Here is an 18,520-nt window from a genome sequence, read left to right on the forward strand (position 1 = left end):
AATCAAGCTGATAGCGGTTTGTTCCCGCACCGTAGTTCTGGCTTCAGGAAGCTCGGAAATCGACAGTTACTTTTGCGCACCCCATTCGTGGATGAAGTGGTTTAGGCTCCCTGTCGGATTTTTCTCCGTGATCTGTAGTCATTGGTATATCGAGACAATAAGGAGATACGCATGCTCGTCCGGTCACTGACCCTAGCAACCTTGCTTGCTGTTGCCGCCCCCTTGTTTGCCGCAGACAGTGATGCGCCTTTAGCCAAGGAACTGGGCAAGGCCAGGCCATTGGTGGTCATTGCGCCGAGCAGTGCCGACCCGACATTGCGAGCGCTGAACAAGGCGCTGGAGGACCCGGCTACCCAGGCCAAGTTCAAGGAGCGCAACCTGGTGCTGTACAGCGTGGCGCAAATGATGGGTAAACGTGAGGACAAGAACCTCGAGCAGCAGACCACCATGGCCCTGATCCGCGAACTGAAGCTGGGCGCGAGCAAAGGCACCAAGGTGATTCTGGTGGGCAAGGACGGTGAGCGGCATATCCTCAAGGATGACGAAGAGAACACGCCACTCGATCCGGCGGTAATCTTCAAGGCCGTCGATGACCTGCCTGCCAGCGAAAAGGCGGTAGCAGCGCCCGAGCCCGTGGCCGCGGCACCGGAAGCCAAGCCCAAGGCCAAGGACAGCAAGCCTGCCAAGCCGGCAGCACCGCCCAAACCGCTGGAAGACTGAACGTATGACGGCCCTGGGCTGATGCCTGGGGCTACTTGCCGGTCTTTGTGTATCCCACTGTATCTGGCCGCCATGCAGACGGGTTTTCATACAAAAGCGCCCCTTGCCCGATACATCCACGACAAACCGCAACGGCTTAATGGCTCCACTACCCCAGCACAGTGGAGCATCACCATGACCCAAGTACGAAACACTCTCGGCCTGCTCGGCGCCGCCTTGATCGGCAGCATGGCATTGAGCAGCAGTGCGTTTGCCGTCGAACCGTTGGCCCAGGGTTACCAGTTGGCTTCAGCCAAGGTCGCCGGCGAGGGCAAGTGTGGTGAAGGCAAGTGCGGTGGCAGCGCCAAGGCCACTCAGAACGAAGGCAAATGCGGTGAAGGCAAATGCGGGGCGAGCGCCAAAGCCGGGGCGGAGGGTAAATGTGGCGAAGGCAAGTGTGGTGATGCCTCGTTCGCCAAAACCGACAGCAACCACGATGGCAAAGTCTCGCGCGATGAGTTTCTTGCCGTGGCCAAAGACCGTGCCGGTGATTTCGCCAAGATCGACCGTAACCACGACGGCTTCATCTCCGAACAGGAGGCAGCGGATCACCTCAAGGCGATCTACCAGGCCAATGGCAAAGCCATGCCCGAAGGCGTGTTCAGCCACCTGACCGGCAAGCCCTGACATTCTGCCCCCTTGAAACGCCGCAACGCCCCTCCTGCTGGTCAGGCGGGGCGTTGTGCCTGTTGCGGAGACCTGTTCATGTACCCCACACCTTTGCACCCACGACCTTTACGGGCAGGGCTTGGCCTGCGTCGCGGCCTGCTGCCGGAGCTGCTGGCCATGCCGGCTGGCGCAGTGGACTTTCTCGAATGCGCACCGGAAAACTGGATTGCCGTCGGCGGGGCCTACGGCAAAGGCCTGGCTCAACTGGCCGAGCGTTTCCCCATTGCTTGCCATGGCTTGTCGTTGTCGTTGGGAGGCAGCGCGCCGCTTGACCAGCATTTCCTCGGCCAGACCCGGCAGTTTCTTGACCGCCACCAGGTGCGGCTGTACAGCGAGCACCTGAGCTACTGCAGTGATGACGGGCACCTGTACGACCTGATGCCCATTCCCTTCACCGACGAAGCCGTACGCCATGTAGCCGCGCGCATACGCCAGGCCCAGGAGCAACTGGAACGGCGCATCGCGGTGGAAAATATCAGCTACTACGCCGCGCCTTACCAGGCCATGAGCGAGCTCGACTTTGTTCGTGCCGTACTCGATGAAGCCGATTGCGACCTGCTGCTGGACGTCAACAACGTCTTCGTCAACGCCTGCAACCATGGCTATGACGCCCAGCAATTCCTGGCAGGGTTGCCTCAGGCGCGAGTGACCGGCATGCACGTGGCCGGCCATTACGATGAAGCGCCGGACCTGAAGGTCGATACCCATGGGGCTGCGGTAAAGGACGATGTATGGGCGCTGTACGCCGTTGCCTGCAGGCGCTTTGGTGTGCAACCCACGGTGCTTGAGCGCGACTTCAACTACCCGCCACTGGCTGAGCTGTTGGCCGAGACAGCACGCATTCGTGAAGTGCAGTGCGCTGTGGGAGGCCAAGCAAATGAATGAGACGTTGCGCGAGCAGCAATACACCCTGGCCCGGCACCTGCGCGACCCGCAGCGCCATGCCCCTCCGCCTGGCATTGAGGCACGCCGGCTTAAGGTTTACCGCGAGCTGTTCTATGGCGCTATCGAAGGTCTGCTGGCTGGCAGCTTCCCGGTGATGCGCCAGGCGCTGGGTGAGCAACGCTGGCACGCCCGGGTACATGATTTCTACGCCAGTTACCGCAGCCAGACACCCTTGTTTACCGAGGTGGCCGAAGCTTTCGTCGACTACTTGCAAGGGGTGGCGCTGGACGCGCCCTGGCAGCTGGAGCTGGCCCACTACGAGTGGATCGAGGCGCAGCTGTACCTGAGTGATGCCGAAGACCCGATGCATGATCCTGCGGGTGACTTGCTGGACCGTGAGCCGCTGTTGTCTTGCGTGGCACGGGTCTTGGCTTATCGGTGGCCGGTGGAGCGTATCGGCAGGGATTACCAGCCTGATGCTGCGCCAGAGTCACCGACCTTGCTGCTGGTCTATCGCGATGCCGGGTTGCAGGTGCGCTTCGCGCGGCTGGCGCCAATGGCGTATCGGTTGCTGGTGGCGCAGGGGACTGGCCGCGGGCGGCTGCAGGCGTTGGGCGGGGATATGGCGCAGGGCTTGGCGTTGCTGCAGGGGTTGCGCCAGCAGGGCGTGATCATCGGTACCCGCTGAGTGCGCGTATCAGGGGCGCATTGCGCCCCATCGCAACGGTTTCAGCTGCACAACCGCGCCCTCAGCCAATGATCCAGGCTCAGGCGCCCAGCCCCCTTGAGCAGCAGCGGCAGCAACGCCACCAGGTAGATCAACGGCAGCTTGTAGTTGCCAAAGCCTTGGTCGGTAATCGCATAGCCCTGGGCCAGTTCAGCCAGGCTCGACCAGTGCGCCGGCCAGTGCACGGCAGCAATCGCTACTACCGTCACCACCATCAGTCCCAGTGACGCCAGCCGGGTACCAAGACCCAGCAACAGCAACAGCGGCAATATCAGCTCTGCCCACATCGACAACTGCCAGTTCCACTCCGCCGGCAGTTGATTGAACGGGAACGGGAAGCTGGCCTGCAGGTCGGCGAACCAGTTACTGCCGTTGAGCTTCTCCAGGCCGGATTCGAAAAACTCCCAGGCCAGAAACAGTCGCAAGGGCAGGTCGGCACTCCAGGCACCGAGGCGGTCGAAGGTGGTCAGGGTGCGGGTCAAGGTAGTCATTGGCGGTACTCGGTTCAGGAAAGGGCTTGGGCGCGGCGGCGTTGTTGACGGGCGAGTTTGGCGGTGAGCTTGACGGCGACGGCGCTGAACATCAGGGCGAACGCCAGGGGGTACCACCCCCCCATGGGAATGCGTTTGTAGAACGACAGGCAGAACACCGCAGCCAGCAGCCACATGCCGCTGCTGTGCAGGGCTCGCCAGGCACTGCCGCCCAACAGGCGCGTGGGGGCCTTGAACGAGGTGATGGTGAGCAGCAGCAGGAACAGGTAGCCGACGCTGCCGGGCAGGCTGGACGTGAGCGTGCGGCCGGCCCAGAACAATGCCGGGAATTCTTGGGCGTAGCGGTAGATCAGCAGGCCATGCACCGTGTGTGAGAAGGCAAAGGCCAGGCCCAGGTAGCGCCGTTCCTGCAGGATGCGGCGGCTTGCCGTGCCAGGCAGCAAGGTCGCAAGCGACGACCCCAGGAATGCCAGCAAGAACAGCGCGAAGGAGCTGCGCGCGGTGGCGCGGATGGCACTGCGCAGGCCGTCCGGGTCAGGCTGGCTGGCGAGGACCACGGCGGTCATCGCCAGGGTCAGGCCGGCGAGGGTGGCGAACAGCTTCCAGCCGGACGGCAGGGTAAGGGCTTTCATCAGAAGGGCTCCCGGTGTGTGATGGTGTGACCGGGAGTGTGTGACGGCGGCGTATCTGCAGTGTGTCGGGGTGGGTAGGGTTGTGTATCGGTTTGTAGGGCAAACGCCGGGCGCTTGCCTTTACCTGAGTTCTATTTGTGCGCATAACCCGCCAGTGGCGCGGTTGCTCAGGGTCAGCCGGCCGCCCATGGCCTGAATCAGCTGGTGAGCAATCGCCAACCCCAGCCCGGTACCCCCGGTGCTGCGGTTGCGTGAGCCCTCCACGCGGTAGAACGGCTTGAGTACCTCGTCCAGTTCGCCGCCGGGTATCCCGGGCCCGTTGTCGAGCACGCGGATCACCGTCGTGCTGCCCTCGCGACAGACTTCCAGCTCGGCGGCACCGGCGAACTTGAGGGCGTTGTCGACCAGGTTCACCAGTACCCGGCGCAGTGCATGCGGGCGGGTTTCCAGCAAGCTGCCGCAGTTGCCGTGGCGCTCGACCTGGGCGCCGCTGTCCTGGTAGTCGAACACCAGGCTGTCGAGGAAGGCGTCGAGGTTGACCCGGCAAGGGGCTTCGGTGCTGGTGTCCATGCTGCGTGCATAGGCCACGCCTTCGCGCACCAGGTGCTCCATCTCGCCCAGGTCACTCCACAGCTTGTCCTTTTCGAGCCCATCGTCCATCACTTCGACACGCAATTTCATGCGCGTGATCGGCGTTTGCAGGTCGTGGGAAATCGCTGCCAGCAGCTGCATGCGTTCTTTGAGGTGGGCAGCGATGCGCGCCTGCAGGGCATTGAAGGCCACAGCGGCATAGCGCACCTCGCGCGGGCCGCTTTCATCCAGCTGAACGCCGGGTTTGTCCGGGTTGAGGTTGTCCACGGCCTGCGACAGCCGGGTCAACGGGCCGATGGCCAGGCGTACCGCCAGCCAAGTACACAGCATCAGCACGGCCAGCTGTATCAGCAGTACGACAGGCAGCCAGCGGGCCACCGGAACGGGAGTCGGGGTAACGTCGATGGTCAGCGGCGCACCGTCGGCCAGGTTGAGGTGGGCCTGGAAGTGCGTATTCGGGCCGGGGATCTCCTGAAAGGTCAGGTGATAGTCGCTGCCGATGGCCTTGACGATCGAATCCGCCGCCATCGGTGGGTCGCTGCTAGGCATCGCATCGCCAGCCAGGCCGTGGTCCAGGCGATAGCGGTAGGTACGCCGTTCCAGGCGCGGTAGCCAGGCGCCACGTTCGGCTGCGGGCAGGCGGTCGAGAATGGCCACGGAGGTGGCCACGTCCTGCTCCAGGTTGCTGAGCATCATCGAGCGGCTACTGATGTAGCGCTCGTAGGCCTGCAAGCTGAACGACAGGCCGTAGGCCAGTACCAGGCCGGTGAAAAAGATCAGTGCCAGCCGCGAGGCTAACGTGCGCGGCCATTTCATGACGGCGACTCCAGCAAGTGCACCGGCAACGAGAACACATAGCCCTCGCTGCGCACGGTCTTGATGCAGCCGGGTTCGCGGGCGTCATCGCCCAGCCGCTGGCGCAGGCGGCTGACCAGCAGGTCGATGGAACGGTCGAAGATATCGGCTTCGCGGCCCTGGGTCAGGTTCAGCAGCTGTTCGCGGCTGAGCACCCGTTGCGGGTGGTCGAGGAACACCCGCAGCAGGCGGTATTCGGCGCCGCTCAGGGCCACCAGGGTACCTTCGCTGTCGAGCAAGTGGCGCGCGGTGGTGTCCAGGCGCCATTGACCGAAACCAAGCAGGCGGCTGCTTTCACTGATGGTCAGGTTGGGGGGCAGCATGCGCGTGCGGCGTAGCACGGCGTTGATGCGAGCGAGCAGTTCACGGGCCGAGAATGGTTTGGTCAGGTAGTCGTCGGCGCCCATTTCCAGGCCGATGATGCGGTCGGTTTCGTCATTGCGCGCGGTCAGCATCAATACCGGGGTATTGCGGTGTTTGCCGGCGCGCAGCTCGCGGCACAACAGCAGGCCGTCGTCACCGGGCATCATGATGTCGAGCACGATCAGGTCGACGCTGTTGGCTTCGAGAAAGGCGCGCATCTGCCGGCCGTCGGCGACGATGCTGGTGCGCAGGCCGTTTTTCTTCAGGTAATTGCCGACCAGTTCGCGGATCTCGCGGTCGTCGTCGACGATCAGGATGTGATCGACGTGTTCCATGCGCTGCGTTCCTGTGCAAGTGGGGTTGGGCGCAGTGTACCGAGCGTGTTCGCGCTTGCCTGCGGGAGTTTGTATTGCAGTGTATCTGGCGCTGGCGCAGATACAGCAGGAAGCACATCACAGCCTCGGGCGACACATACGGGATACCTGGCGGGCGTGAAATGGTTCTCACCGGGGAGCACGACTTCCCTTACCCAAGTGACACCCAGGAGAGATGCCATGAACGTCAAGACTTTCGCCAGCGCCAGCCTGTTCGCCGTGCTCAGCTTCGGCGCCATCGCCGCCCAGGCCAGCACCGCCCCGATGCAGGACGACGAAGCCATGCAATACCGCTACGGCCAGCATCTGGATGTGAAGAAAGTGCTGTCGGTACAGGATGACCAGAGCAATGCTTGCGGGCTGGTCAACACCCGCATGGATTATCTCGATTCCCACGGCCGGCAGCAGAGCGTGCAGTACCGTACCTACGCCACCGGCGGTTGCCATGATAATTGATCGGCGGCAGATGCTGAAAATGGGTGGCTTTGCCCTGGCGTTGGTCGGCTTGGGCTTGGCCGGGCACCTGATGGCACGCGACAGCTACGGTGCCATGCCGTCGCTGTCGGGCGCCAGCCAGTGGCTGAACTCGGCACCCTTGGACACCCAGGGGCTAAAGGGCAAGGTGGTGCTGGTGGACTTCTGGACGTGGGACTGCATCAACTGCCAGCGCAGCTTGCCGTATGTGAACGACTGGGCACGGCGTTATGCCGACCAGGGTCTGGTGGTGGTCGGGGTGCATACGCCAGAGTACGACTACGAGCATGATGTCGGCACCTTGCGCGACAAGGTGGCCAGGTTGGGCATCGGTTACCCGGTGGCGGTGGATAACGATCACAAAGTGTGGAATGCCTGGGGCAACCAGTTCTGGCCGGCGCATTATTTTGTCGACCGCAAGGGGCAGGTGCGCCATGTGCATGTAGGCGAGGGGGATTATGGCGGGCAGGAGCAGGTGATACAGGCTCTATTGGATGAAAAAGGATGACCTGCCTCCACAGATTGCACCGCCTGCAAGCTTCGTGCGGTTCCTGGGTGCGGGCTTGGCCCGCGAAGGGGCCCGCGCGGTGCAGGGCACCGGCTTTGCCGGTGTTCGACGGGGCAAGCCCGCTCTCACAGAGTCCCTGCCAAATCACTACGTCACGATTTGTTCTATGAGAGCGGGTTTGCCCGCGAACCCGCTAACACCGGTCTTTCAGCTGAAGCTGGCGAAATGCGCCTGCATCCGCGCCGCATCCGCCTGGCGGCCACTGAACAGCTCGAACGCTTTCACTGCCTGGAACACTGCCATGTTGCTGCCATCGAGTGTGCGGCAGCCCAGTGCGCGGGCGGCGCGCAGCAGTTCGGTTTCCAGCGGGAAGTAGATGATCTCGGCCACCCACAGGCGCGCATGCAGCAGCTCCACCGGCAGCGGTGTGCCCGGTAGCTTGGCCATGCCCACGGGTGTGGTGTTGACCAGGCCGTCGGCCTGCGCCAGCGCGTGGGCCAGGTCAGTGCCGACCACCGCGCGCCCGGCACCGAAATGAGTGTTCAGGTTGTCTACCAGCGCTTGCGCGCGGGCGGCATCCACTTCGAACAGCACCAGCCGCTCGACCCCTTCTCCCAGCAGGGCATGTGCCACGGCTGAACCGGCGCCACCGGCGCCCATCTGCACGACCTGACCGCGCGCTACGTCGGGTAGCCCGCGACGCAGGCCTTCGGCAAAGCCCAGGCAGTCGGTGTTGTGGCCGACCCGCTTGCCGTCCTTGAGCACCACGGTGTTGACTGCGCCGATGCCGCGGGCCTCGTCCGACAGTTCGTCAAGCAGCGGCAGTATCGCCTGCTTGAACGGGTAGGTGATGTTGAGGCCGGTAAAACCGGTGTGCTGCGCTGCGTCGAGCAGGCCGGGCAGGGCGCTGTCGTCCAGTTGCAGCTGGTCGGCGTCGATCAGCCGATACAGGTAGCGCAGGGCCTGGGCGTCCCCTTCGTGTTCGTGCAGGGCGGGGGTGCGCGACAGTTGGATGCCGCGGCCGATCAGGCCGGCGAGGATGGCTTGCTGGCTCATGCGGTGCGCTCCTGGAACATTGCGGCGAAGTGGCTGATGGCCATGCGGTAGCCGTGGCTGCCGAGGCCGCAGATGACACCGACGGCGATCGACGAGACGAACGACACGTGGCGGAACGGCTCGCGCTTGTGCACGTTGGACAGGTGCACTTCGATAACGGGCACTTCACTGGCCACCAGGGCATCGCGAATGGCCACCGAGGTGTGGGTCCAGGCACCGGGGTTGATGACGATACCGGCGCAACGGTTGCGCGCGGCGTGGATCCAGTCGATCAGTTCGCCTTCGTGGTTGGTTTGCCGGAACTCGAGGTCCAGGCCGTGGGCATGGGCAGTATCGGCACAGCCCTGGCCGACGTCGGCGAGGGTTTCATGGCCATACTGGGCAGGCTCGCGGGTGCCCAACATGTTCAGGTTGGGGCCGTTGAGCACGAGAATAAGGGGCTTCATGACGGGCATCGCTTTGTTGTTGTTGGTTGTGCGTAGTTTTGTACTGACTGGTTAGTTTCGTCAATTGGACTAGATCGCCGTCCCGGGAAAGTGGGCGATTATCGAACCGTCGACGCACACGGGCTGCTGTGAATGGATTACAGAATTGTAATTTTCCCGCCACCGCCCCGATAAGCACGGCTTTCTACAGTCCCTCGCCAACGCTTCGCCGACGAGGACCTGTCCGTGCCCATCCCCCGCAAGATCGCCTTGCTCTGCCTGTTGCTGGCCGGTGCCGCCAGCGCGCAGGCCAGCCAGAGCCTGAGCCTGCCCCAGGCGCTTGCCGCCGCCTTTGCCCGCAACCCGGAGCTGGCTGCGGCTGGCCGTGAAATCGGCATTGCCGATGGCGAGCGGCGCCAGGCGGGGCTTATCCCCAACCCGGAGCTGGCCTGGGAGGTCGAAGACACCCGTCGCGACACCAGCACCACCACCGTCACCCTCAGCCAGGCGTTGGAACTGGGCGGCAAGCGCGGCGCCCGTATTGCCGTGGCCAGCGCCAGCCAAGCCATTGCCCAGCTCGACCTGGAGCGCCAGCGTAATGGCCTGCGGGCAGATGTGGTGCAGGCATTTCACGCCGCCTTGCGCGCGCAGACCGCGCTGGAGCTGGCGCAGCAGTCGCAGGCCTTGACCGAGCGCGGGTTGCGCGTGGTCCAGGGGCGAGTCACCGCCGGCCAGTCATCACCGGTGGAGGCCACCCGTGCCCGCGTGCAGCTGGCCCAGGCCCAGGCCGAAGTGCGCCGCGCGCAAACCCAGCGCAGCGTGGCTTACCAAGCCTTGGCCCGGTTGACCGGTAGCCCGCTGGCGGGCTTTGACCACCTGCAGGTGGCCAGCCTTTCGCCTGGCCTTGCACCCAACGCAGATGCTTTGCTCGCTCAAGTCGAACAGACCGTGGCGTGGCGCCTGGCTGCAACCCAGGTCGAACGTGGCGATGCAGGCTTGGGCTCGGAAAAGGCCCAGCGCGTTCCCAACCTCACCGTCAGTCTGGGTAGCCAGTACAGCCGCGAGGATCGCGAGCGGGTGAACGTGGTGGGCCTGTCCATGCCGCTACCGCTGTTCGACCGCAACCAGGGCAATGTGCTGGCGGCCGCGCGCCGGGCCGACCAGGCACGTGACCTGCGTAACGCCGTGGAGCTGCGCCTGCGCAGTGAAACCCATAGCGCCGTCAGCCAGTGGGCCACCGCCATGCAGGAAGTGGACGCCTATGACCAGACCATCCTGCCTGCAGCGCAGCAGGCAGTGGACACCGCGACCCGTGGTTTCGAAATGGGCAAGTTCGCCTTCATCGATGTGCTCGATGCCCAACGCACGCTGATCGAGGCCCGCGGGTTCTACCTCGAGGCCCTGGCCTCGGCGACCGACGCGCGCGCGCAGGTCGAGCGCATCTACGGCGACCTCGATGGCCTTGGCAACCAATTGAACAGCAGGAGCAACAATGACTAACCCACGCAAGTTCGCCCTTCTGGCCGCCGCCATCGCTGCGCTAGGCATCGGTAGCCTGGCCTGGACCGGCAACCTCGGCCAGGCGTCGAAGGCGCAAGCCCGCCACGCCGAGCATGGCGCAGACAGCCACGACCACGCTGAGGAAAAGCCCACGGAAGGTCATGCTGAAGAAGGCCAGCTGCACCTGTCCACCGCGCAGATCGAAGCGGCCGGCGTGCAACTGACGGTCGCAGGCCCCCGTGAGCTGGGCACCGCCATCAGCTTCCCGGGGGAAATCCGCTTCGACGAGGACCGGACCGCCCACGTCGTACCCCGTGTGCCGGGCGTGGTCGAGGCGGTGCAGGCCGAGCTGGGTCAGGCGGTAACCCGGGGCCAGGTGCTGGCGGTGATTGCCAGCCAGCAGATTTCCGACCTGCGCAGCGAGCAGCAGGCTGCCCAACGTCGGCTGGAAATGGCGCGCCTGACCTTTCAGCGAGAACAGCAACTGTGGCAGGAGCGCATCAGCGCCGAGCAGGATTACCTGCAGGCGCGCCAGGCGCTGCAGGAGGCTGAGATCGCCTTCGCCAATGCCCGGCAGAAGGTCGCCGCCGTGGGCCCGGCCGGTGCCGGCAACCGCTATGAGCTGCGCGCGCCGTTCGATGCAGTGGTGGTGGAAAAGCACCTGAGCGTAGGCGAAGTGGTCGACGAGACCAGCAATGCCTTCACGCTGTCGGACCTGCGCCGGGTATGGGCGACCTTCGCCGTCGCCCCGCGTGACCTGGACCAGGTGGTGACCGGCCGCGAGGTCACGGTCAACGCGCCGGACCTGGGCGCCCGGGTCGATGGCAAGGTCAACTACGTCGGCAGCCTGCTCGGTGAGCAGAACCGCGCCGCCACCGTGCGGGCCACCCTGGCCAACCCGAGCGGCGCGTGGCGCCCGGGCCTGTTCGTCAATGTTGCGGTCAGCGTCGAGCGCTTCAATGCCGCCGTGGCAGTGCCGGAAAACGCCCTGCAGACCTGGGAGGAGCAGACCGTGGTGTTTGCCCGTACCGAGGAAGGCTTCGAGGCACGGCCGGTACAGACCGGCCGCCGCGATGCCGGGCAGGTGGAAATCACCAGCGGCCTCGCCGCCGGTACCCAGGTAGCGGCCGCCGGCAGCTTTGTCCTCAAGTCGGAGCTGGGCAAGGGCTCAGCCGAGCACAGCCATTGATTACGGGGACACCTGCATGTTCGAACGCCTGATCCAATTTGCCATCGAGCAGCGCCTGGTGGTGATGCTGGCTGTGGTCCTGATGGCCGCGGTGGGTATTCACAGTTACCAGAAGCTGCCGATCGACGCAGTACCGGACATCACCAACGTCCAGGTACAGATCAACACTGCCGCCCCCGGCTACTCGCCGCTGGAGACCGAGCAGCGCATCACCTTCGCCATCGAAACCGCCATGGCTGGCCTGCCCGGGCTCAAGCAGACCCGCTCGCTGTCACGCTCGGGCCTGTCGCAGGTCACGGTCATTTTCGATGACAGTACCGATATCTTCTTCGCCCGCCAGCTGGTCAACGAGCGCTTGCAAGTGGCCCGCGAGCAGCTGCCCGAGGGCATAGAAGCCGGCATGGGGCCTATTTCAACCGGCCTTGGGGAAATCTTCCTGTGGACGGTGGAAGCCGAGGAGGGCGCTCGCAAGGCGGACGGCACGCCCTATACCCCGACGGACCTGCGGGTGATCCAGGACTGGATCATCAAGCCACAGTTGCGCAATGTGCCGGGGGTGGCCGAGGTAAACAGCATCGGCGGCCATGCCAAGCAGTACCTGATTGCACCGGAGCCCAAGCGCCTGGCGGCCTACAAGCTCACCCTCAACGACCTGATCGCGGCACTGGAGCGCAACAACGCCAACGTTGGCGCCGGTCATATCGAGCGCAATGGCGAGCAATTGCTGATCCGCGCCCCTGGCCAGGTGGCCTCGGCCGATGACATCGCCAACATCGTCATCGCCAGCATCGAGGGCTCGCCGATCCGCGTCAGCCATGTTGCCGAGGTGGGCCTTGGCGAAGAATTGCGCTCGGGCGCGGCCACCGAGAATGGTCGCGAGGTGGTGTTGGGTACGGTGTTCATGCTGATTGGCGAGAACAGCCGTACGGTGTCGCAGGCGGTTGCTGCCAAGCTGGTGGAGATCAACCGCAACCTGCCCAAGGGTGTGGTCGCGGTGACCGTGTACGACCGCACCAACCTGGTGGAAAAAGCCATTGCCACGGTGAAGAAGAACCTGGTCGAAGGCGCGATCCTGGTGATCGCCGTGCTGTTTCTGTTCCTGGGTAACATTCGCGCCGCGTTGATCACTGCCATGGTCATCCCGTTGTCGATGCTGTTCACCTTCACCGGCATGTTCAGCAACAAGGTCAGTGCCAACCTGATGAGCCTGGGCGCGCTGGACTTCGGCATCATCGTCGACGGTGCGGTGGTGATCGTGGAAAACGCCATCCGCCGCCTCGCCCATGCCCAGCAACGTCACGGCCGCATGTTGACCCGCGTCGAGCGTTTCCATGAGGTGTTCGCCGCTGCCCGCGAAGCGCGCCGGCCGCTGATCTACGGACAATTGATCATCATGGTGGTGTACCTGCCGATCTTTGCCCTGACCGGCGTCGAGGGCAAGATGTTCCACCCCATGGCGTTCACCGTGGTCATGGCGTTGCTCGGTGCGATGATCCTTTCGGTTACCTTCGTGCCGGCAGCGATTGCCCTGTTCGTCACCGGCAAGGTGAAGGAAGAAGAAGGGCTGCTGATGCGCACGGCGCGCCAGCGCTATGCCCCGGTTTTGGCCTGGGTGCTGGGCCGGCGCAAGCTGGCGTTCGCGGGTGCAGCCGGGCTGGTGCTGTTGTCGGGGGGGATGGCCGGCCGCATGGGCAGCGAATTCATCCCCAGCCTCAGCGAGGGCGACTTTGCCCTGCAGGCCCTGCGGGTGCCGGGCACCAGCCTGTCCCAGTCGGTGGATATGCAACAGCGTCTGGAGCGGTCGATCATTGCCCAGGTACCGGAAGTGGAGCGGGTGTTTGCGCGGACTGGTACTGCCGAGATTGCCTCCGACCCGATGCCGCCCAACATCTCCGATGCCTACGTGATGCTGCGTCCGCGTGAGCAATGGGTAGACCCGGGCAAACCAAGGGAGGCGCTGATCGCTGAGGTGCAACGTGCTGCGGCCAGCGTGCCGGGCAGCAACTACGAACTGTCCCAGCCGATCCAGCTGCGCTTCAACGAGCTGATTTCCGGGGTGCGCAGCGATGTGGCGGTGAAGTTGTTCGGTGACGACATGGAGGTACTCAACCTTACTGCCGCGCAGATCGCCAGCAGCTTGCAGAACGTACCAGGTGCGTCCGAGGTAAAAGTGGAGCAGACCACTGGCCTGCCGGTGCTGACCATCGACATCGACCGCGACAAGGCTGCCCGCCATGGCCTGAACGTGGGCGATGTGCAGGATGCCATCGCCATCGCCGTGGGTGGCCGCAAGGTCGGGACGTTATATGAGGGCGACCGCCGTTTCGACATGGTGGTGCGCCTGTCGGAAACCTTGCGCACCGACGTCGACGGGCTGGCCAGCTTGTTGATTCCGGTACCGGCCAGTGCTGCTGCGGGGGGTGGGCAAATCGGCTTCATCCCGTTGTCGCAGGTTGCCACGCTGAACCTGCAACTGGGGCCGAACCAGGTCAGCCGGGAGGATGGCAAGCGGGTGGTGGTGGTCAGTGCCAACGTGCGTGGGCGTGACCTGGGTTCGTTCGTCGATGAGGCCGAACAGACCCTGCTTGGCCAGGTGCAGATCCCGCCGGGTTACTGGACACGTTGGGGTGGCCAGTTCGAGCAACTGCAGTCGGCGGCCGAACGCTTGCAAGTGGTGGTACCGGTAGCCTTGTTGTTGGTCATGGCGCTGCTGCTGATGATGTTCAACAACCTCAGGGATGGCCTGCTGGTGTTTACCGGCATTCCGTTTGCCCTGACCGGCGGGGTGCTGGCGCTATGGTTGCGGGACATTCCGTTGTCCATTTCTGCCGGCGTCGGGTTCATTGCCCTGTCGGGTGTGGCGGTGCTCAACGGTTTGGTGATGATTGCCTTTATCCGCGGCCTGCGCGAGCAAGGGCGGCCACTGCGCGCGGCGGTGGAAGAGGGGGCGCTGACCCGTTTGCGGCCCGTGCTGATGACCGCGCTGGTGGCGTCGCTGGGGTTCATTCCGATGGCCCTGGCGACCGGGACCGGTGCTGAAGTGCAGCGGCCACTGGCAACGGTGGTGATTGGCGGGATTCTGTCTTCCACTGCGCTGACCTTGCTGGTGTTGCCGGCGTTGTATCAGTGGGCGTATCGCCGCGAAGAGGTGCAGGAGGGCTGAAATCATTGGGGCCGCACAGCGGCCCCAAACGCTCAAACGGTACCCTGCGCTCCTGGCCGCATACCGTCCACCCCGGGTTCATCATGCAGCGAAATCCGTGATGTCTCTGGCAACGCCAACCCACCTACCAGCGCCACCAGCGCAATCGCCACCAGGTAGAACGCCGGTGCCAGGCTGCTGCCGGTCTGCCCGATCAGCCAGGTTGCCACCAGCGGCGCGGTACCACCGAACAGGGTATAGGCCACGTTGTAGGTAATCGCCGAGGCGGTGTAGCGGGTGCGGGTAGGGAAGCTCTCCGAAAGCAAGGCTGCCGTCACCACGCCACTGCACAGCGCACCTACCGCCAGCAGAATCACCCCCAGCAGCGCCCCCGAGATCGACCCCGAACTGGCCAGCCAGTAGGCCGGGAACACGCACAGCATGACCCACAGGCAGGTAAAGCCGATAGTCTTGCGCCGCCCGACGCGGTCCGAGAATGCGCCGGCCAGCGGGCAGCCAACGGCGGCGAACAGCAGGGCCACGGTGGTGACCAGCAGTGACTGTGCCCGGCTCAGGTTGCCGACCAGTTGCAGGTAGGTGGCGAAGTAGGTGGTGAACATGTAGAACGACAGCGCCGTCAGCGAAATGAACGCCCCCAGGTTGCGAATCGCCCGGCCATGATGGCGCAGGGTTTCCTTGAGCGGCGAATGTTCATGCTCCTTGCCTTGGGCTACCGCTTCACGGAACGCCGGGGTTTCCTCCATGCGCCAACGCAAGTACAGGCCAACCAGGCCCAGCGGCGCGGCAATCAGGAACGGAATACGCCAGCCCCACGCATTCATTGCCTCGCTCGACAGGCTGGCTTCAAGCCCATAGGCGATCACCGCTGCACAGGCAAATGCGGAAAACGTCGACACCGGCACGAAGCTGCCATAAAAGGCGCGCTTGTCGTTGGGCGCGTGCTCCATCAGGTAGGCGCAGGCCCCGGCATACTCGCCACCTGCAGAAAAGCCCTGCAGGCAGCGCGCCAGGGTCAGCAACGCCGGGGCGGCGAGGCCGATGCTGGCGTAGGTCGGCAGCAGGCCGATCAAGGTAGTTGAGCCGGCCATCAGCAGGATGGTCAGCGACAGGATGCGCTTGCGCCCCAGGCGGTCGCCGAGGGCGCCGAACACGATGCCCCCCAACGGGCGCAGGGCAAAGGCCACGGCGAACACGGCAAAGGTCTTGAGCAAGGCCACGCTGGCGTCTTCGCTGGCAAAGAACTGGCTGGCGATCAGCGTGGCGAGAAAGCCGTAGACGGCGAAGTCGAACCATTCGACGAAGTTGCCGATGGCCGACGCGGCGATCACCCTGCGCAGGGTGGCGGGGGATACCTCGTGAGGTGCGGACATGCGTGTGCTCTCCGGTTCCATTGGCAGGCATGATGAAAGTGGCGCGGTCAGGCCGCGCCATCATTGTTGTGCTAGCCAGTAGATAACCGGGCGCTGCAAAGCGCTTTGTCGAGGACGACCTCGGGATACCTGAATAAGCCGCCGCAGCGGTTTACGCCAGCCGACTCCAACGGGTCGGCGTGGCGAGCAGGCGCCGCGCAGGCAGGCACGTTCAGAAACGCATATCCAGCGCCAGCTCGAAGGTGCGCGGAGGCCCCATGTAGTACTGGCTGTTGTACGCCTGTTTGGCGTACACCTCGTCGGTCAGGTTGCGGACCCGCCCGGTCAGCGTGGTGTGCGCATCCAGCCGATAGCGGGCGAACGCGCCGAACAGCGTATAGGCCGGGGCTTTCAGGCTGTTGGCGTTATCGGCGTACACCGAGCCTACGTAGCGCCCGTCTGCCCCTACTGACCAGGCCGATGACAGGCTGTAGGTCAGCCACAGGTTGGCGACGTTGGCCGGCACGTTCACTGGCGCATTGCCCTTGCGCGACACCGACACGCCGTTGACCGCCTCATTGAACTCATCGTACTGCGCATCGACATAGGCGTAGTTGGCCTCGGCCAGCAACGTTGGCGTGACCTGCAAGCGCCCGGACACCTCGACCCCGCGCGAGGTCTGTTGCCCGGCCTGCACCGTGAGGTTGGCGTCGTTGGCGTCGCGCACGGCAAAGTCCTTGCGCACGATTTGGTAAAGCGCCAGCGTGGCCGCGCCACGGCCGTCGAGGAAGTCGAACTTGCTGCCCACTTCCCACTGCTCGCCCTTGGACAGGTCGAACAGCCCGACGTTGGAGTAGGTGGCGGCCGCCAACGAGCCGGCTGGCAGGTCGGCGGAGGTGCTGTACTGGGCGTAGAGGCTGGCCGAAGGTGTCAGCGCATAGGTCAGGCCGATGCGCCCGGACAGCGGTTCCCAGCGCCGTTCGAAATACGCCGGCGAAGTGGGCGTCACTGCACCGTAGTTGGTCACTTCCATGCTCAGGTAGTCGTACCGCAGGGCAGTCAGCAGAGCCAGACGTTCGGTCAATTGCAGACGGTTTTCAGCAAACACTGCACGGTTGCTCACTTCGTGGCGGCGCTGCTTGGTCAGGCCGGCGTTTACGCCTGGTATGTCATCGAAGCTACCGGGGTCGAAGTGCTCGGCATCGACCACATCGGTCCAGCTGCCCGAGGTGGGGGAGAGGGTCTGGCGCATGCGCGAGTATTCAAGCCCCAGCGACCACTGGCTGGCCAGGCCGAGCAGGTGGTTGTCGTGGCGCAGTTCGATGCGGTCGCCCAGCAGGTTCTGGTCGTGGCGCTGCAGGTAAGGGCTGCTGCGCTGAACCTGGCCACCGGGCGTGTAGGCATAGCGTTCCAGATTGCGGTAATCGCGCTGGGCGTTGTAGTGGTACAGCGTGTTCTGCACGCTGGTGCTGTCACTGATCTGGTAGTCGAGGATCGAACGCAGCCAGCGCACCCGTTGCTCATACCGACCGTCGCCAACGTTGTAGTTCTCGAAGCGGCGGCTCTTGTCGATTTTCATCGTACTGCGCCCAGGCAGGATCGGTGACCCCCAATAAGGGCTGTCTTCGCGGTCTTCCTGGTACTCCAGCGAAAGGGTGTGGGTCAGGTTGGGCGCCAGGTCGCTGAGCAGCGAGAAGGCCAGGCTGTCGGTGCTGCGCTCGTTACGGTCGACATAGCCGTTGCCGTGCCCGCGGCTGAAATCCAGGCGCATGAAGTGGCGGGCATCGGCGGGGTTGCTGGCCAGCGCCTGGTTGATGCCGAAGGCCACTTCGCTGTCGTCGAAACTCCCGTAGCGGATACGCCCGTCAAGGGTTTGCTGGTCGCGGCTGGCCAGCTTGGTGATGTAGTTGATCGAGCCACCTACCGCTCCTGCGCCGTGCAGGAATGACGACGGCCCACCGATCAGCTCGACGCGGTCGAGCACCCAGGCATCTACCGGCCGGGTGGCGCTGCTGTAGCCCAGGTTGATGCCGTTGTACAACTGTGTGACCTGGTTCTGGGTGAAGCCGCGGTACGCGACGAAGCCGCCGAAGCCGGGGTTGGCCGAGGCGTTGACGCCGGTCATGGCGTTGATCACGTCCTGGCTGTCCTTGGCGCCGCGTTCTTCGATCAGGCGGCGGTCCGAGACGCTGACCGAGGCCGGTGTTTCCCGCGCGGTGAGGCCCAGCCGCGAGCCGGTGCGGATCGGCTCGTCCAGTTGCACACCGCTGGGGTTTTCGCGTTCACCGTCGATGGTGGTGGCGCTGAGTTCCACGGCGGCGTTGTCCGCCCAGGCAATGCTGCAGGTGCCCATGAGGAGCACCAGAGAGGTATTGCGAAGCATGTTGGCAAGTCTTCCATGCAAAGGTCATGGCTGACGGCGAGCGCGCAGGCAGGCGCGCCCGGCTGAAGTCAGGCGAAATGAAGTGAGGCTGCGGGGAAGACGGCGGGGGAAGCGCGGGGGTTGAGGG

General features: G+C 64.3%; 17 protein-coding genes. 9 read left to right on the plus strand and 8 right to left on the minus strand.

The features are described 5' to 3' along the window. Window positions 1-171 precede the first annotated feature (171 nt). The 4 genes from DMX11_RS14065 to DMX11_RS14080 all read left to right on the plus strand — a co-directional run bounded on the left by DMX11_RS14065 (window position 172) and on the right by DMX11_RS14080 (window position 3,001). Window positions 172-720, plus strand: coding sequence for a DUF4174 domain-containing protein (locus tag DMX11_RS14065; protein WP_110745067.1), 549 nt, complete (start codon window positions 172-174; stop codon window positions 718-720). A 174-nt stretch (window positions 721-894) separates the two neighbouring features. Beyond that, a complete protein-coding gene (locus DMX11_RS14070) occupies window positions 895-1,386 on the plus strand; it encodes an EF-hand domain-containing protein (RefSeq protein ID WP_110745068.1) in 492 nt (163 codons plus the stop codon). A 78-nt stretch (window positions 1,387-1,464) separates the two neighbouring features. Next, entirely contained in the window at window positions 1,465-2,313 is an 849-nt protein-coding gene (locus DMX11_RS14075) for a DUF692 domain-containing protein (RefSeq protein ID WP_110745069.1), read from the plus strand. Continuing rightward, window positions 2,306-3,001 carry a DUF2063 domain-containing protein gene (locus DMX11_RS14080; protein ID WP_110745070.1) on the plus strand — a complete coding sequence of 232 codons (696 nt, stop codon included), beginning with the start codon at window positions 2,306-2,308 and terminating at the stop codon, window positions 2,999-3,001. The genes DMX11_RS14075 and DMX11_RS14080 overlap by 8 nt, the downstream gene beginning before the upstream one ends. Before the next feature lie 41 nt (window positions 3,002-3,042). Here DMX11_RS14080 and DMX11_RS14085 read toward each other — a convergent pair whose 3' ends face one another. The 4 genes from DMX11_RS14085 to DMX11_RS14100 all read right to left on the minus strand — a co-directional run bounded on the left by DMX11_RS14085 (window position 3,043) and on the right by DMX11_RS14100 (window position 6,307). Next, complete coding sequence (locus DMX11_RS14085) at window positions 3,043-3,531, minus strand: DoxX family protein (protein WP_110745071.1); 489 nt, start codon at window positions 3,529-3,531, stop codon at window positions 3,043-3,045. A gap of 14 nt (window positions 3,532-3,545) precedes the next feature. Then, a complete protein-coding gene (locus tag DMX11_RS14090) occupies window positions 3,546-4,163 on the minus strand; it encodes a ferric reductase-like transmembrane domain-containing protein (RefSeq protein ID WP_110745072.1) in 618 nt (205 codons plus the stop codon). A 120-nt stretch (window positions 4,164-4,283) separates the two neighbouring features. Next, window positions 4,284-5,570 (minus strand): ATP-binding protein, encoded by a 1,287-nt coding sequence (locus DMX11_RS14095; RefSeq protein WP_110745073.1) that lies wholly within the window; start codon window positions 5,568-5,570, stop codon window positions 4,284-4,286. Then, window positions 5,567-6,307: a response regulator gene (locus tag DMX11_RS14100; RefSeq protein WP_110745074.1), complete on the minus strand. Its 741-nt coding sequence runs from the start codon at window positions 6,305-6,307 to the stop codon at window positions 5,567-5,569. Before DMX11_RS14100 ends, DMX11_RS14095 begins: the two co-directional genes overlap by 4 nt. Window positions 6,308-6,526: 219 nt before the next feature. On the opposite strand from DMX11_RS14100, the gene DMX11_RS14105 reads away from it, so the two are divergent. Then, window positions 6,527-6,802: a DUF2790 domain-containing protein gene (locus DMX11_RS14105; RefSeq protein WP_110745075.1), complete on the plus strand. Its 276-nt coding sequence runs from the start codon at window positions 6,527-6,529 to the stop codon at window positions 6,800-6,802. A gap of 10 nt (window positions 6,803-6,812) precedes the next feature. Beyond that, window positions 6,813-7,328, plus strand: coding sequence for a thioredoxin family protein (locus DMX11_RS14110; protein WP_110745076.1), 516 nt, complete (start codon window positions 6,813-6,815; stop codon window positions 7,326-7,328). A gap of 207 nt (window positions 7,329-7,535) precedes the next feature. Here DMX11_RS14110 and DMX11_RS14115 read toward each other — a convergent pair whose 3' ends face one another. Both DMX11_RS14115 and aroQ read right to left on the minus strand, forming a co-directional pair. After that, window positions 7,536-8,384 carry a shikimate dehydrogenase gene (locus DMX11_RS14115; RefSeq protein WP_110745077.1) on the minus strand — a complete coding sequence of 283 codons (849 nt, stop codon included), beginning with the start codon at window positions 8,382-8,384 and terminating at the stop codon, window positions 7,536-7,538. Beyond that, window positions 8,381-8,830, minus strand: a complete 450-nt coding sequence (gene aroQ / locus DMX11_RS14120; RefSeq protein WP_110745078.1) for a type II 3-dehydroquinate dehydratase — start codon at window positions 8,828-8,830, stop codon at window positions 8,381-8,383. The genes DMX11_RS14115 and aroQ overlap by 4 nt, the downstream gene beginning before the upstream one ends. A gap of 225 nt (window positions 8,831-9,055) precedes the next feature. Between aroQ and DMX11_RS14125 the strand changes: the two genes are divergently transcribed. Genes DMX11_RS14125 through DMX11_RS14135 form a run of 3 tightly spaced genes read left to right on the plus strand, consistent with a single transcriptional unit; the run spans window position 9,056 to window position 14,661 of the window. Next, window positions 9,056-10,309 carry a TolC family protein gene (locus DMX11_RS14125; protein ID WP_110745079.1) on the plus strand — a complete coding sequence of 418 codons (1,254 nt, stop codon included), beginning with the start codon at window positions 9,056-9,058 and terminating at the stop codon, window positions 10,307-10,309. Next, window positions 10,302-11,498, plus strand: coding sequence for an efflux RND transporter periplasmic adaptor subunit (locus tag DMX11_RS14130; RefSeq protein ID WP_110745080.1), 1,197 nt, complete (start codon window positions 10,302-10,304; stop codon window positions 11,496-11,498). Before DMX11_RS14125 ends, DMX11_RS14130 begins: the two co-directional genes overlap by 8 nt. A gap of 16 nt (window positions 11,499-11,514) precedes the next feature. Further along, window positions 11,515-14,661, plus strand: a complete 3,147-nt coding sequence (locus tag DMX11_RS14135; protein WP_110745081.1) for a CusA/CzcA family heavy metal efflux RND transporter — start codon at window positions 11,515-11,517, stop codon at window positions 14,659-14,661. A 32-nt stretch (window positions 14,662-14,693) separates the two neighbouring features. Here the strand turns inward: DMX11_RS14135 and DMX11_RS14140 are convergent, their stop codons facing one another. Together DMX11_RS14140 and DMX11_RS14145 are read right to left on the minus strand one after the other, a co-directional pair. Further along, the gene (locus tag DMX11_RS14140; protein ID WP_110745082.1) at window positions 14,694-16,031 is read right to left on the minus strand and encodes an MFS transporter; all 1,338 of its coding nucleotides are present in this window, start codon (window positions 16,029-16,031) and stop codon (window positions 14,694-14,696) included. Between the two features lie 211 nt (window positions 16,032-16,242). Next, the gene (locus DMX11_RS14145) at window positions 16,243-18,393 is read right to left on the minus strand and encodes a TonB-dependent siderophore receptor (protein WP_110745083.1); all 2,151 of its coding nucleotides are present in this window, start codon (window positions 18,391-18,393) and stop codon (window positions 16,243-16,245) included. Window positions 18,394-18,520: the final 127 nt, after the last annotated feature.

Origin of the sequence: Pseudomonas sp. LB-090624, assembly GCF_003205205.1 — a bacterium.
GTDB lineage: Bacteria > Pseudomonadota > Gammaproteobacteria > Pseudomonadales > Pseudomonadaceae > Aquipseudomonas.

Bases quoted from the DNA above. Each gene is read 5' to 3' on its own strand.
- DMX11_RS14065 (WP_110745067.1), top strand. From the start codon at position 172: ATGCTCGTCCGGTCACTGACCCTAGCAACCTTGCTTGCTGTTGCCGCC.
- DMX11_RS14070 (WP_110745068.1), top strand. From the start codon at position 895: ATGACCCAAGTACGAAACACTCTCGGCCTGCTCGGCGCCGCCTTGATC.
- DMX11_RS14075 (WP_110745069.1), top strand. From the start codon at position 1,465: ATGTACCCCACACCTTTGCACCCACGACCTTTACGGGCAGGGCTTGGC.
- DMX11_RS14080 (WP_110745070.1), top strand. From the start codon at position 2,306: ATGAATGAGACGTTGCGCGAGCAGCAATACACCCTGGCCCGGCACCTG.
- DMX11_RS14085 (WP_110745071.1), bottom strand. From the start codon at position 3,531: ATGACTACCTTGACCCGCACCCTGACCACCTTCGACCGCCTCGGTGCC.
- DMX11_RS14090 (WP_110745072.1), bottom strand. From the start codon at position 4,163: ATGAAAGCCCTTACCCTGCCGTCCGGCTGGAAGCTGTTCGCCACCCTC.
- DMX11_RS14095 (WP_110745073.1), bottom strand. From the start codon at position 5,570: ATGAAATGGCCGCGCACGTTAGCCTCGCGGCTGGCACTGATCTTTTTC.
- DMX11_RS14100 (WP_110745074.1), bottom strand. From the start codon at position 6,307: ATGGAACACGTCGATCACATCCTGATCGTCGACGACGACCGCGAGATC.
- DMX11_RS14105 (WP_110745075.1), top strand. From the start codon at position 6,527: ATGAACGTCAAGACTTTCGCCAGCGCCAGCCTGTTCGCCGTGCTCAGC.
- DMX11_RS14110 (WP_110745076.1), top strand. From the start codon at position 6,813: ATGCTGAAAATGGGTGGCTTTGCCCTGGCGTTGGTCGGCTTGGGCTTG.
- DMX11_RS14115 (WP_110745077.1), bottom strand. From the start codon at position 8,384: ATGAGCCAGCAAGCCATCCTCGCCGGCCTGATCGGCCGCGGCATCCAA.
- aroQ (WP_110745078.1), bottom strand. From the start codon at position 8,830: ATGAAGCCCCTTATTCTCGTGCTCAACGGCCCCAACCTGAACATGTTG.
- DMX11_RS14130 (WP_110745080.1), top strand. From the start codon at position 10,302: ATGACTAACCCACGCAAGTTCGCCCTTCTGGCCGCCGCCATCGCTGCG.
- DMX11_RS14135 (WP_110745081.1), top strand. From the start codon at position 11,515: ATGTTCGAACGCCTGATCCAATTTGCCATCGAGCAGCGCCTGGTGGTG.
- DMX11_RS14140 (WP_110745082.1), bottom strand. From the start codon at position 16,031: ATGTCCGCACCTCACGAGGTATCCCCCGCCACCCTGCGCAGGGTGATC.
- DMX11_RS14145 (WP_110745083.1), bottom strand. From the start codon at position 18,393: ATGCTTCGCAATACCTCTCTGGTGCTCCTCATGGGCACCTGCAGCATT.